Annotated in this window: 19 protein-coding genes; 8 read left to right on the forward strand and 11 right to left on the reverse strand. The window is 36.2% G+C overall.

The features are described 5' to 3' along the window. Positions 1-23 precede the first annotated feature (23 nt). From EL260_RS23080 to EL260_RS23130, 11 genes are all read right to left on the reverse strand, one after another. Positions 24-5069: a tape measure protein gene (locus EL260_RS23080; protein ID WP_123857820.1), complete on the reverse strand. Its 5046-nt coding sequence runs from the start codon at positions 5067-5069 to the stop codon at positions 24-26. Continuing rightward, positions 5066-5281, reverse strand: a complete 216-nt coding sequence (locus tag EL260_RS23085) for a hypothetical protein (protein WP_123857821.1) — start codon at positions 5279-5281, stop codon at positions 5066-5068. Before EL260_RS23085 ends, EL260_RS23080 begins: the two co-directional genes overlap by 4 nt. 8 nt (positions 5282-5289) lie before the next feature. Further along, entirely contained in the window at positions 5290-5814 is a 525-nt protein-coding gene (locus EL260_RS23090) for a hypothetical protein (protein ID WP_123857822.1), read from the reverse strand. Between the two features lie 63 nt (positions 5815-5877). Beyond that, a complete protein-coding gene (locus EL260_RS23095) occupies positions 5878-6384 on the reverse strand; it encodes a hypothetical protein (RefSeq protein ID WP_123857823.1) in 507 nt (168 codons plus the stop codon). An 11-nt stretch (positions 6385-6395) separates the two neighbouring features. Further along, a complete protein-coding gene (locus EL260_RS23100) occupies positions 6396-6794 on the reverse strand; it encodes a hypothetical protein (RefSeq protein WP_123857824.1) in 399 nt (132 codons plus the stop codon). Next, a complete protein-coding gene (locus tag EL260_RS23105; protein ID WP_123857825.1) occupies positions 6791-7243 on the reverse strand; it encodes a hypothetical protein in 453 nt (150 codons plus the stop codon). Before EL260_RS23105 ends, EL260_RS23100 begins: the two co-directional genes overlap by 4 nt. 14 nt (positions 7244-7257) lie before the next feature. Next, positions 7258-7578, reverse strand: a complete 321-nt coding sequence (locus tag EL260_RS23110) for a hypothetical protein (RefSeq protein WP_123857826.1) — start codon at positions 7576-7578, stop codon at positions 7258-7260. Further along, complete coding sequence (locus tag EL260_RS23115) at positions 7575-7904, reverse strand: DUF6706 family protein (protein ID WP_123857827.1); 330 nt, start codon at positions 7902-7904, stop codon at positions 7575-7577. Before EL260_RS23115 ends, EL260_RS23110 begins: the two co-directional genes overlap by 4 nt. A gap of 3 nt (positions 7905-7907) precedes the next feature. Then, a complete protein-coding gene (locus EL260_RS23120; RefSeq protein ID WP_123857828.1) occupies positions 7908-9014 on the reverse strand; it encodes a major capsid protein in 1107 nt (368 codons plus the stop codon). Positions 9015-9031: 17 nt separating this feature from the next. Further along, complete coding sequence (locus EL260_RS23125) at positions 9032-9403, reverse strand: hypothetical protein (protein WP_123857829.1); 372 nt, start codon at positions 9401-9403, stop codon at positions 9032-9034. Positions 9404-9429: 26 nt separating this feature from the next. Beyond that, complete coding sequence (locus EL260_RS23130) at positions 9430-10059, reverse strand: hypothetical protein (protein WP_123857830.1); 630 nt, start codon at positions 10057-10059, stop codon at positions 9430-9432. Positions 10060-10208: 149 nt separating this feature from the next. On the opposite strand from EL260_RS23130, the gene EL260_RS23135 reads away from it, so the two are divergent. From EL260_RS23135 to EL260_RS23170, 8 genes are all read left to right on the forward strand, one after another. Further along, on the forward strand, positions 10209-10604 hold the full coding sequence (locus tag EL260_RS23135; RefSeq protein ID WP_123857831.1) for a hypothetical protein: 396 nt from the start codon (positions 10209-10211) through the stop codon (positions 10602-10604). A gap of 93 nt (positions 10605-10697) precedes the next feature. Continuing rightward, positions 10698-10913, forward strand: coding sequence for a hypothetical protein (locus tag EL260_RS23140; protein ID WP_123857832.1), 216 nt, complete (start codon positions 10698-10700; stop codon positions 10911-10913). 2 nt (positions 10914-10915) lie between these two features. Then, the gene (locus EL260_RS23145; RefSeq protein ID WP_123857833.1) at positions 10916-11605 is read left to right on the forward strand and encodes a pentapeptide repeat-containing protein; all 690 of its coding nucleotides are present in this window, start codon (positions 10916-10918) and stop codon (positions 11603-11605) included. Between the two features lie 112 nt (positions 11606-11717). Continuing rightward, positions 11718-12308, forward strand: coding sequence for a hypothetical protein (locus EL260_RS23150; protein WP_123857834.1), 591 nt, complete (start codon positions 11718-11720; stop codon positions 12306-12308). A gap of 2 nt (positions 12309-12310) precedes the next feature. Further along, entirely contained in the window at positions 12311-12619 is a 309-nt protein-coding gene (locus tag EL260_RS23155; RefSeq protein ID WP_123857835.1) for a hypothetical protein, read from the forward strand. Then, a complete protein-coding gene (locus EL260_RS23160; RefSeq protein WP_123857836.1) occupies positions 12616-12879 on the forward strand; it encodes a hypothetical protein in 264 nt (87 codons plus the stop codon). Before EL260_RS23155 ends, EL260_RS23160 begins: the two co-directional genes overlap by 4 nt. Positions 12880-12882: 3 nt before the next feature. Next, positions 12883-13293 carry a hypothetical protein gene (locus EL260_RS23165; protein ID WP_123857837.1) on the forward strand — a complete coding sequence of 137 codons (411 nt, stop codon included), beginning with the start codon at positions 12883-12885 and terminating at the stop codon, positions 13291-13293. 182 nt (positions 13294-13475) lie between these two features. Next, the gene (locus EL260_RS23170) at positions 13476-13976 is read left to right on the forward strand and encodes a hypothetical protein (protein WP_123857838.1); all 501 of its coding nucleotides are present in this window, start codon (positions 13476-13478) and stop codon (positions 13974-13976) included. The last annotated feature ends 4 nt before the right edge of the window (positions 13977-13980 follow it).

Below are 13980 nucleotides of genomic sequence, written 5' to 3' on the forward strand. Positions count from 1 at the left end.
TTTATATATTTCTTTCGTATTCATTATGGAATTCCGGCTGCACCGTATTTTATTTTTGAGTTCATTTCTTTAATCTCCTTATACATCGCTTCAATAGGTCTGGTATTTTTTTCGATTTGACTTTGAACCTGTAATTGATTTCTGAAAATTTCTTGGCTTGCTTTATGTATTTTAAGCCCTTCAGCAACGTTAATTCTCATTGCATTAATCTGCCCTTCCAAAGCTCCGGCTGTTTTTTCGGTAATACCTTTTATATCCCCCTTGAGACCATTTGCAGTTTCATTTAATGCAGGAATACTATCTTGAAAAGCTTTCCACACATAAGCGAATTCTTTAATTGCCGATTGAGGCCCTTCTTTTAGTTTTGCAATTTCTTCTGGAGTAAGCCCGTCAAAAGCACCTCCTAAGGGGTCTGAAGTAAATTGAGATTGAAGGTTAGCTATTTTCATTAACAATTCCTGCTTCTTATTATTCAGTTCTTTTAATTCCCCCAATAACCATTGTCTTTCATTAAAATCTAAATTTGCTATATATTTTATTCTATCCTCTGTAGAACCCAACTCATTCTGAAGGTTTGATATTTGATTCTTGATAGCCTCATTTGCTTTATTATCTGTCTTTCCATAACCCATTGCTGAATAGAAATCATCAACAAACTTTTCCATTGCAGGTTGAAGTATCTTTATTTGCAAAGCATTTTTGACTGCATTTCGCATTACATCATCAACTACTTTGTCAAATGATTTCGCAGCATCTTCTCCCTGTGCAAATCCATCAACAATAGCATCTGCAATTCTCTGTGAAAGATCTTTGAATTCTGTTGTAGTTACACTCTTTTTGAAATTATCAATTAGATCAGCAATCTGCATGTCAATATCCCTTATTTGCTGATCATAACTAGAAACTTTATCCTTATCTGATTTTTTCTTGTTTGACTCTTCTTCTCGCATTGATCTAAGTCGCTGTTGCTGTTCTGCAAGATTGGTAATAAGCTTTCTTTGATCAGATAATGCTTTTTCTCCTGCTGTATTTTCAATAACTCTTTGAAGTTCTCTGTAAGAAGTTTTAAGCTCTTCTACAGCTCGCTGCCATTCACGGATATTTCTTTCCCTTGCATTGTCTCCACTTACCAAGCTAGAAATTGACATAACCATCTGAACAATACCTCCAGCCATTTGCCCATAATTCCCTGAGAAATATCCAGCGACAGCATTGGAAATTCCATCAACCAATTGCTCTACGTCTTTGAGAGTCTGTTGTGATTCTTCTGAAATCATACTTAAGGCTCCACTAAGAGAAGAAGAAAAGCCAAGTACACCATTAATTGCTTGCCCAGAAGTCTCGAATATTCCAGTTAAAGCTAAATTTGTTGCTTGCAGCTGACTGTTATATTCTTCGCTTGATTTACCGTGTTTTCTCTCAATATCAGCGAGTTTCTTTTTTTCGTCAGAATATTTTTTTAGAGAGACAGTAATTGTTTTAAAAGGATTTTTTGACAGTTGGTCATCAAGTTTTTTTAAAGCATCATTATATAGTTTGAGATCTTCCGGATTTAAAGCGTTGCCAGCTTCTGAATCAATGAAAGCTTTAAACTGATCTCGGATTTTTTTCAGTGTACGTGGTCCTATCTTTTCAAGATCTCCAAACACTTTAACATATGCATCTGTCTTCTGGAACATTTCCCAAGACATGGAAGAAATATCTTTTGATTCTGATTTGTTGGCTTCTTCTGTTTGACGAACTTTTTCTGCATCTGAAACATTGGACTCTTGAATACGTTTTCTAATGTCATTATATCTAGCTTCAATAATGAGTTTTCTTTGCTCGAAAGTTTCTTTGTCTTTGAGGAAAGAGTTGTAATAATCTTGTTGTTTTTGTCTTTCATCCTTTAAAGCTTTATCAATAGCTAAATCTTTTACATTCCTATTCTCACCAGTCATTTCATCGGCATAGACTTTTTTGAACTTTTCTAGCTTATCTATTAATTCATTACCTTCGAATTTTGCCTTAATTTGATCTATTTCCTTATTAACAACTTCAAGAAACGTCTCTTCACCAATGTATTCTGAAATTATTTTTTTTATTTTGATTAAATTTTCAGCCGCTTCATTTCCAGATGTTTTCTCTAAAGTTGTATTAGTATCTTTTAAATATTGAAGAAAAGCTTTATCCTTAACTTCTGGAAACATACCATCAACAGTTTCCTTACTGTAACCTAATTGAAGAAGCTTATCTCGAACTTCAATTTGACGTTTTGTTTCATCAATACTTTCTTGAAAGCTTTTAACCTCAATGAGTTTTTCACGTTCTGCTCGGTTTTTCCTTAATTCATAAAGTTCATCCTGAACAGCCTTTACACTCTTAACTTCATTACTATATCTTTCCTTTCCATACTTGTCAATGTACCTCATTTGAACAGTATCACCAGAAGACCTTTCTAATGCTTCTTCACGAAGGCTAATTTCTTGATTGATTCTAGCCAGAGAACCTTTTAAAAAGCTTTTTTCGGCTCCTTTTTCTAATTTCAGGCGTTCCCGCGCTCGCTCTTTTTGATCTTTAAGCAACTGTTTGTCCGATAAATCATACTTTTTTAATGCCGCCTCTGCTTCACGATATTTTCTTTCAGCCTCAGTCCATGCAGGGCTTCCTTTTTGGGATGTTGGCATTGAAGCCACGAGATCTTCGGCTGCTTTTTTCTGAGCTTCCCAATATGCCTTGTTTTTATCTACAGAAGCCCCATTTTGTGCATTATTTATTTTATTTATCTCTGTTTGAGCTCTTGTAAGTTGTGATAGTAATGGATTAATATTCCAGTTAATAAGACCTATTGAAGTAGACTTAACAAGAGAGTGAATGTTATTGACCTTATCAAGTGCCTCAGCCTTTTTAACGTTACTTTTCTCTAAAGAAGAAATTTCTTTATTGATTAATTTCACCTGATCTTCCCAGTATCTTTTCTGCTCAGATAAAGACATGGAAGAAAGCTTCTCGTTTTCTAATCTTTGTCTGTACTCATCATTATATTTTTCAAGATTAATTCTTTGAGCTTCCAGGTTCTTTTTTGCAATTTCTAGTTGTTCAAGATAGATTCCACTATCCCCATTCCTCTTTGAAAGAATTTTGTTTAACTCTTCAATCTTTGCAGTATACCCCTCAATGCTTTTTTTAGCCTTTTCAATATTAGCTTGGATATTCTGGGTACTAAACTTATCCATCTCTGCATTAAGCTTCTTCTGAGCCTCAGTAGAACCCATCTTCTTAAATGTTTCCAAATCCATACTGTTTAGTAGTGTAGGATACATTTTTTGCATCTGCTTATACGCCTCAAGCTGTTGAAGTTTGGTAGAAGTATCTGAGTTTATCACAGAGGTTAATTCCTGTGTCTTATTCTTAAGTTCTTCTATTAGCTTACTAGATCTCTGTCTCTCATCATTTAGCTGTTTTTCTGCTATAGATGCCGCCGTCGAAGTATCTCTTAATTTTAAATATGCATAAGTCAAAGCAACGGCTCCTGCAATCAATAATACAATAGGATTATTGAGCATTGTAGCATTCAGTAATGCCTGAGCCTGAGTAGCTAATCTAGTTGCTGCAGTTCTAAGTGAAGTTAATAATGTCAACCTAGCAGTAGCAATAGAGTTCGCATTTTTAGCAGCTGTTTGAGCAGTTTCGGTAGCTACCGCCAACGCCCCCTGTGCAGTTCCAACAGCTTTTGCGGTATTTTCAAGAGATTGCTTTGCAGCATTGAATTCAGTAGCAACCGCCAATGCTCTCTTCCCTGCTATAGAAGCCGATTCCTGGGTAGCAAGTACAGTATTTTGAGCAGACTCAACTCTTTTTTGAGCAAGTTCTATTTGTCTTGCAGTTCCCACAGCCTGAATAGAAGATAATTCCATTCTAGCCAAAGACAATTGTACTCTTGCCTCTTGCGCTTTTGCTGCGGCTGTTATACCTGCTTGAATTGCTGCTTGTTTTTTAACAGCCAAACCTGACACATCCGCTTGAAGTGATGAGTATTTAGCTTTAGTACTCGCTAATTCAGCTGCAGCTTCACGTGCTGTCGCTTCTGCTTGTCTTTGTGTTACCAATGCACGCCCTAGCTTCATTTTCTCAGAAATACCAAGCAATGCGATCTCGGACTGAATTGTTCTATTTCCCATATTCTGGGCGGTTGAAGTAACTATTACAGCAGCTTTGTAGGCACCATAAGCAACAACTAATCCTTCAATGATATCAAGAACCTTCTGGTAATTTTCTACAAGGAAAGTTAATCCCTCAATACCTTTGTAAAGTACACCCTCACTACCTTCTCCTATTTTGTTCAACATTTGATCCCAAGTATCACCAAGGTTGGCTACCTGTCCAGAAAGCGATGCAGATTGCTTTTCCATTAACTCGAAAAACATTCCTCCTTCATTGGTCATCTTAAATAAAACATCCTGAACATCCTTAAATCCAACTTTTCCGGAAGAAACCATGTCGCTAATTTCTGATTCGGTCTTGTTGAATTTTTTAGCAAGCTCTGCTAACATAGGAATACCAGCCTCCGTAAACTGAAGTAGCTCCTGCCCCATCAGCTTATTTTTAGCTTTCACCTGACCGTAAATCAAGTTAATTCTTTCAAGTGGCACACCTAATCCAGCAGCAATATTCCCCATCCTTGTTAGGGTTTCTACAACTTCATTCGCTGGTACTTGAAAAGCAAGTAATTGTTTTGCTCCAGCAGAAACATCTTGAAGGGAGAAAGGAGTCTTTGCTGCAAGATCAACCATTTGCCCCATTAGGATCTTTGCCTTATCAGCATTACCTAACATTGTAGAAAAAGCAATTTCCGTTTTCTGGAACTCCCCACGGACATTGATTATCTCTTTAGTAAATGAAATCAAAGTTTGAGCAGAAAGATATCCTCCAATAGCTGTTCCCAGATTCTTAAATGCAGAATCCATTACCTGTGCTTCTTTTACAGCTAATCCGGAAGCTTCACGAATGCCGTTTTTAATCCTGGTAATCCCTTGGTCAAAGTTGTTTACTGAAAGTAAAGCATCGAAATGTAAAGCTCCTTGTGTCATTTTTTATTTTGCTGATTAATTTTGTCCAGATACTTTTTGAAGTCATTGGAAGTTTGTGGCGTAAGCTCTTTCACCTCATCATTAGAATTGTTACTGTTATTATCATCTTTTTCAATGTATTTCTGATTAGGCAGGTCATACAGCATTCTTAATACTATTGGCCATGGAATACTCCACATCAATTCTTTGTAAGGGATTTTCAAGGTTTTCATTGCGAACCCTAAGGTTCCGTAGATAGATTGGAGACCGGTTGATTCCCATCTACCAGAGTCGTCTCCGTTGGACTTTTTGGACTTGTTACTGTCAGCTGTCCGATCATTCTGATAGAGGTGATAAAATTTTTGATATCATACATCTGAAGTATGACCATAGAGATTTTAAGAGCTTTCTCTGGATTCAATTTCCATTTTAGATACCAGGATAGAAAGTTTGTGAATAATAGGATTTTCCAACGTTTGTGTAAGATGCACACAGCAATGAATTTCATCAATGGTGTTACGTTTTTTCCAACTTCGTTGAAGACAGAAGCATTATCCTCAGATGTAAGATTGATTTTGAGATCAACAGCGTGCTTATTAGCATATGTAATTGTCCCAAAAACAAGAGGTTTAATTTGAAATTTTCTTTTTCCAATATCGAAGACAAAGCCTTTTTCAATAAGCAATTCTGCTTCGTTTTTTTCGGCTTCTTCTTTGGAAATATTTTGGCTGACGAAATCGTCAAAAAGATCTTCTGTGCTTTCCATGTTTTAGATAAAAAGCCACCCACAACTGCAGGTGGCCAAAGTATATGAATGTTAGAAAAAGTATTATTTCTCTCTGTAGGTCATCGCTTCAACGCCTACCTTAGTAGGTGCTTGAACAGTAACTACAACTTTCATTGTAAGGACGTTTTCAGTCCCGATTGTTCCACCAAGTGGAGTTGCCAAAACTTTTCCGTTCACGATATCAATATCGTACCCAGCTTTTGTTTCAACAGTAAATGATTTCTCAATCACTTCTTTCACCATAGGAGGGGAATAGCTTTTCTTAGCAGGAGTTCCTGAAGTGATAACTTCACCACCAGCATAGTAAGCTTGAGTTTCTAATGAAGGATTAGCAATTTCAAAGGTTAAAGTAGTTTCTGCATCGTTTTGACCGATAGCAATTCTCTTCCCTTTTTCTTCGGTTTCAATCCAGTTAATCGTTTCGTCTGTAGTTTCAAGTACTGCGGTCCCTTTAAGCGTTTCATCATGCTCAGTCAAGGCAGTACCCATGCCTCCATCCGCAGCTTTATCTCCGGAAAGAAGTCTTTTTATACCAAATGTAAATGCCATTTATTTTTAGTTTAATTGATTGTTCGGGTTTGTAATCGAATGACGGAAACCCATTCATTTTTTCCGTCTACTTTATAATCTCGTTGATATTCAATCTCGAGGTATGTTTTTTTATCTTCCAGATAGACCTCATCGAATAGAGGCATCAAAAGCTTTGTAGCGTTATTCAAAAGTGCGAGATTAGGCAAATAGCTTGTGCCAGACTGAATATCTTGTGCATAAATATTTACTAAGACAACTGATGAATGAAGCGGATCAGTAGCAACTGAAAGTGAACCTATGACAACATCATTTTTCGTTGAATTAAAAGGGCGTTGATCTATACAAACCTCTCCATTAATGATGCTTTTAATTGTGCTGTTTTTGACAATATTAAAAGCGATTGATTTTAATTCAAATGTTGTTATCATTCTCTTTTTCTCATTGTGTTAACTATACTCTGAGCGATCTGATTGATTCGGGTTTTTGCTAAAACTTGGGATGGTTGTAAAACAGGTTGTTTATGTACATCTTCAACATAACTTGCATACTCCATTCCGGCAACAACTATTAAACAGTACCCTTGTGGATATCTTATTGCTATCTCCTTTGCAAAATTTTCCCCTACTACTTCACCTGGTGTCTCATTTGAGTCATATTTTGGACCTCTTTCTTTAACTTCAAAAACAGAGTTAAGAATATTGCCATGTTTTACTATGATATACCCAATAGAGTTTTTAAGATTACCCGTTTGGACCTGATAAGTGTCTAGGTTCTTAGCGAGATTTACACATTCTACACCCAGATAATTCAGGTTCCTGATCATGAGTTCATCCAGTGTATTAATCCTTTCTTGCAGATAAGAATTAATCTGATTCATGTTAAATCTTGGTTCTATACCCATAACCTACAGTGTAATTGTGTTGGAGTAAATCGTAGTACTTTTCCCTTGCTTCGGATTTGATTGCCACTTCTTACTTCAATCTGTGTATTAGCCTCTATTATCGGAGTTCCTAAGGGCATTAATACTTTTGAAGAATAATTGGTATTCTCACCACTTTCAAGGGTAACAATACCCTGCTGAACTGCAACCTCATCTCTACAATTGGAATGATATTTCCACTGCTCAGTTGGTTCTGTAGGAAATCCCGTATCTGGATCTACCCCACCACCTGAAACTTCAAGCACATAAAGTGAATATGGATATTGTGTCATGCTAAGTAACTAATGTCTTTTACACCTAAATCTGAATCTTTCAACAAGTCTGGAATACCTAACTTACTACACTCAATGGAGTACCATCTTTCTAAGGCTTTCCTATCCCACTTTACTGAATAGCTATCCTCTGATACATCTGGCTTTGCAAGTAACTCAAGGACTATTTCTGTAAAAATGACATCCATTTCGTCCGGTTTATCGAGAGCTTCTAATTCATTGATCTGCTTTGAGGCAAAGAATATGGTAAGATCTGCATCACTCATAGTGATGGACAAACGGTTCAATTTACTCTTGAAATAATCCTTATTCGTTACTATTGCCATATATTAGAATGCTTTAGTAGTTGACAGCAAGTAGATATACTTGATAGTATTCACTACCGGGAAGGCATTAAGCTCAGCTTTTGTCCATTCTTTGAAAGGTTCGTTTTGATTCCACTTAGAAATCAATGTTCTCCCCTTCTTAGCGTAGATCACATTTTTCACAGGCTCCATTTCCTCCATTGCAAGAGCGTTCTTAATCTCTCCTAATTTTCCTTCAGGAATAAATACAAGGTTACTTCCTTCGAAAGGTCTGATAATTGTCGGCGTTCCGTCTTTTTCAACAGGAACTCTGATATCGGTAACCTCGAATACTGGAAGCTTTGCGGCTAGCATGTATTCGTTGATACGATCCATAGTTAATGGTGCTGTTTGTGAGTTTCTAGCTGCTGCTGAAAGTCCGAAGAATGTTCCTACAGTCTCTTTAATTTCTTTAGACTTCATGAACTGAAGTAAAGTACGTCCATCGATAAGTATTTTTGAGAAAGTCAATCCTCTGTCTGAAGCCTCGTTTACCAAATTCACTATATCAGTAAGTGGCTTTGAGTTTACAGCATCACTCCAATCTTCAGAAGCATTTACCTTGTTTTCTGAAGGCATTTTTAAGTCGATATCTGCGACAACAATACCATCAGGGTTATTATCTGCCGTTATTGCAATTTTACCTGTTGAAATAGCCTGTGCTACTGTTAAATCAAGTCTCTTATCTACAGCTTCGGTAACATATTTCATGTCATCCCAAATAAGCTTTAAGGCTTGATTCTTTTTCTCCTGGTCTTTAATCCCTTTCATTTCCTGAAGAACCTTGTAATTTCTATACTGTTCTTCATCCAGATCTCTCATTACCTTGATTGGTGGGATTTTACCACTCATTGCTTCAAGTGTCTCACGACTTCTCAAAGGTGTTTCACTATCTCTAGTTACATAAGATGCAGCAGGAGTAATTACAGAATTACCAAGAACTGAGCTATATGTTAAAGAGATTTGCGGAAGTGCGAAATCAAAATACTGAGTATACCAAGGAGTATTGAATTTCTCGAGCCTCGTATCGATCATCATTTGTAGTGTGTCAGCGTCTGCTACACTACCGAAAACGGTTGTTTCTTTTGCCATTTTTTAAGTATTAAGGATTATCGAGATTCAGAGAATAAGATTAATGGCAATGCTTTTTTGTGAGCCGCATTAATTGCTGGAGTTACTCTACGTGCATATACAGTTCCTCTGAGGACTACATCGACAGGTTCATTGGATCCAATCTTAACATCTGTATACAAAAGACCTTTTGCATCAGAAGTCTGATCCGGAGCAGTACCTGTCAAAGTTGCTTTTTTAGCTTTTCGGGTGGCTTCATCGAAAACCATCGGTGTACCCGCTGGGATTGTTTCTCCCACAGTTAATCCGGTAGCATCGAGAGAAAATCCACCTCTAGCCATTTCCAGTACCTTCTGGAAAATAGGAATCGTTCTTGATCCCTGAGTTGAAGTTGGCTCTAAATATCCCATTTTGTTTTTGTTAAGTGATTAATGCTCTAGAAAGCCTTATTGAATGACTCCATATCAGCTTGCTTTTGAGCGGCAGTTTGATTTCCAACAGAAGTAACAGGCTTATAGCCGTCTCCAGCGGCTGCTTCCGCTCTTCCTTGTGTAATTTCAGAGTAGTATTCACCTTGTTTTGTGACAAAATCCTCGATATCTTCTTCTTTTTCGAAGCTTCTACCATACATTACAGATTCAATCTCTTTTTCAGACATTTTGAGTTCTTTTAAGCCCTCAATAACTTTTTGATTGTTAGTCTTAACGACTTGTTCGGTCTGCATTCCTTGTACTGTTTTAGTCAAAGTTTCAATTGCAGCTAATAATGGATCTGTTGTCACTTTTTTTGGAGATTTACCTGGTTTAGGTTCTGGATCACCAGCCCCTTCTTCCTCATCGTCGTCATTTCCTTCTTGTTCTTTCTTTTTAAGAGCTGCTTGAACTCTAGAATCAGCTTCAGACTGGAAAGTCTTAGCTAACGGTTCAAACAGTTTACACTTGTCAGTAATTTCTTCTTCTGTTGCGTTTTCTTCTAGAGAACCCATAACAGAATCTGATAATGCCTGTAAAGCCTTTGCAGAAAGCCCATTCTTAAGGAAAAACTTTTTTACAGTTGGGTTAATCATAAATTTTTTATCAAAAATATTTAAATTAGAGTCACATTGACTCTAATTTTTACTTATATTTGCAAAGTAGATTGATTGATAAATGAATAATAAACTTCTTTTTTATCTGTATTTAAAGCTAATTTCTACTCTAAAAAACATTAATAACTATGAAGAAAATATTAATCACATTGAGCATTGCACTGATTTTTTCATCATGCTCGTCAGAAATTGACACATTCGATTATGATCCGAAATATCTGATTGAAATAGATTTTAAAACGGGACAGGTTAAAGAAGGTGGAAATATTTTAGAAGCGGCAAGTCCTGAAATACGAGAAATCTGTATTAAATTTCTTAAAAACGAAAATCTCCCAGAAGGTTGTAAAGTTGAAATACTTTGTCAAGGTAGTGGAGGCAAAAACGCTCTTTTCTATTATCTCAAAGTAATCACTCAACATGAGGCTGCATACATCCTGATCACACAAAAAGAGTCAGAAACATTAGTGCATGTGGTTAATGCCTATGAAAAAAGCAGTTGTTTAAAAAGATGGATTAAAAACTAAAATAAATAAGGCTGTCCACCTTTAACGGACTCATGGTTGAGTTTCCCCGGCTTTCGGGTCGGGGTTTTATAAAATCGAAAAATCAAAAATATTATGTATAAATACACAAAATCAGGCTTCCAAGTATTTGTTGAAGCTGAAATAGTTGATTTGAATAAGCGGATTATAAGTAAACAAAATGAGCTTAAATCAATTGAACACGAAGTCAGAATGAAGAAATTAGAATTGGAAAAGGCTCAAAAAACTCAAATAAGTACTGATACAAGAAAAGAAATAGAAAAATTACTAACCATACTAAAAGAAAAATAATCATGAAAATTAAAATCAAAATCAAGTCAATAATTGGCGGTATTTTATTTGAATACGAAAAAGAAAACAATACAGTAAAGGATACTTTACTACAAGCGATTAAAGAAGGCGCGGACCTTGAAGGCGCGGACCTTAGAAGCGCGAACCTTTATTGCGCGGACCTTAGAAGCGCGAACCTTAGAAGCGCGAACCTTGAAGGCGCGAACCTTTATTGCGCGGACCTTAGAAGCGCGAACCTTGAAGGCGCGGACCTTGAAGGCGCGAACCTTGAAGGCGCGAACCTTAGAAGCGCGAACCTTAGAAGCGCGGACCTTGAAGGCGCGAACCTTAGAAGCGCGGACCTTAGAAGCGCGAACCTTGAAGGCGCGAACCTTAGAAGCGCGGACCTTAGAAGCGCGAACCTTAGAAGCGCGAACCTTGAAGGCGCGAACCTTGAAGGCGCGAACAATAAAGAATTAGCTTATTTGCCGATATTCATGAAATGGGGAATAGCTATTAAGGGCAATAAATTGAAAATTGGATGTAAGGAAAAAACCTTTGAAGAGTGGAAAACTTGGTTTTCTGGATCAGAAGAATATTCAACAAAAAGAGATTCTAAAGAATTCAAACAAATTCACGCTTGCTATTTGGCATACTCGGCGTATTATAATTTCCTAAATCAAACAGGAAAAGAAGCCACAGAGCTAAAATAAACGAAACCTGGACCGTAGTATCCGGCAAAACAACAACACTTTAAAGACAAAAAACAGTTCGTAAAAAACAGCGAACGCACACACTTTACGTCAAATTTAAAAAATAATCACAATGGAATATAAAATAGGAAGTTTAGTCAAATTTAATGTTGTCACAGATGATTCTGGATGGGCAACCGATAAGTGGGATGTCGAGCCACAATTAAACAAATGGATAACTGAAATTTATACAGAAGAACTGTTCGGTGAGATTGTAAGACGAAATACTATTGAAGTGATTAATAGTAGTGGTAAGCGAACAGGAAGATTCTACAGAATACAAAATGGCATAATTCAGTCAGAATCGCAAAAACTTAGAAGTATTCGAGATTCAGGGATGGATCTTGATGATATTTTCGAAGGATCAGATCTTAAAACAGTCAAAGATTTTCAAACCATTACACAAGTATCTTTAATAGAATTGAGTACAAAATGGGAGCATTATTCATGTCTAAACGAATTCCCACCAATAGGACGAAAAGTAAATATTTGGGAGAAGCAAAATATTGGATGTGTTTTAAAAGAATCAGCTTATTTCGATGGTATTTGGAAAGATTGTAAAACTAACGAGCCAATAGAACATTTTACCGAAAATCATCAATGGCAGGTAACAAAACGAAGAATTTTTATTGATGGTCAAATTTTTATACAAGAAAATATATAACCATGAGTCACCAAGAGAAACAAGAGATATTTGATCGGTTTTCTAAAGAAAATTACAAAGAAAAATTTGAAGAGTTTTTAATGTACACATTGTTTGAAGTTGAAAACGGAGAAATTTCAAAAAGGAAAGCTATTGGAGAAATAACAGACCTTGTTTTCGCTGCCTGCGATCTCGTACAAACCGAACAGCAGAAGAGAATAGCGGAGAGATTTAAAACGCTTGCATATAGCGATCAGGTTGGCGACATTTTTGTCGGTGACTTTGAAAAAATGGAAGACTCAATCACTAATCCTGAAAATAAAATACAATGAAACAAGAGCATATCAAAATTAAGAATGTTGAATACTTACTATGGCAGTTTGACTCACCTGATGAAAGAGAAGAGTATATTAACTACAATGATTATGAAGTAAGTTATATGTGTAAAGGCGAGAATATAAAATCGGAACTTAATCTTACAGATGATGAATATTTAGCTTTTATGAAAGATGTTCGTAATACTGACTTAGATAGTATTTACTGCAATGTAGAGTCTTTTAATCCTGAATTAGCTTTATTATTTCAAATATAATTTATGAAACTATTAGAAGAACTAACAGCCGATATACGGGAGAAGCTTCCGAGGCTAATGGAATTAGAAGTAGGATGTATCGTTGAGTGGGATAACTGGTCTGGAACAGTACTTAATGATGGAAATCCTCTGCACATACTATGGAAAAATTCAGGAGGAATTGTTACTTACTTTAAGGACGAAATGAGTCTTTTTTCAAAAGTAATAGGCAAAGACCCAATGCTTAATGATGTTCTGGAATTTATTGATAATGATGAAGTATCAATGTATACAGATGGTGTTTTTTCGCATGTGTTAAATGGACTATACTATGATGAAAATAGCGAGATGATAAAATGGGACCTATCCAAACCTTACCTCAAAGACCAATCCCCAGAACTAATAAAATTCCTACATGGATTGATTAAAAAATAACGATAACCATAATCCCATTCAAAAACAAGGTAAGAAGGTAGCTTAATACTGCAGCGGGTAGCAAAGCTCAACGCCTGGCTAATCATAATTCGGTAAGGGAAAGGAGCCAATACTGACAAACCGTCGATTAAATGCAGAAACACCCCGATTGAATGGGTTTTTAATCACTAAAAAACAATACAATGACAAAAGAAGAACTTTTAAAAATTTACTCGGCTTATATACCGTATGGATTGGAATTCATATCCTCAAAAGATAATGAACGACATTTATTAACAGACGTGAAAACAGTCTCTGATTATCCATTGTGGGCATCAACAGAATGGAATGAAGAAACGCTCAAATATGAGCCTGAAATAAACTTAAAACCGTCTGGAGGAATTGGAAACGGTTTTAAGATTGAAGAAGTTAAGCCCATTCTCTACGATCTATCCTATTTAACCAAGGAGATAGAGCATGAGGGGGAAACATTTGTACCGACTGAAAGACTGATGAATTATGCATCTAATTTTGGCGTAAATAGAGGTGTTTTTGAACATATGTTAAGTAGCATATTGGAAGGAAATACATGCATAACTGAATTACCATACTATTTAATCATAAAGCTCTTAGAATGGCATTTAAATATCTTCCAATTGCCGGAAGACCAGTTTATCAACAAAGCAACTTTAACCAATAAATAATAAA

Origin of the sequence: Chryseobacterium nakagawai, from assembly GCF_900637665.1 — a bacterium.
Taxonomy (GTDB): domain Bacteria; phylum Bacteroidota; class Bacteroidia; order Flavobacteriales; family Weeksellaceae; genus Chryseobacterium; species Chryseobacterium nakagawai.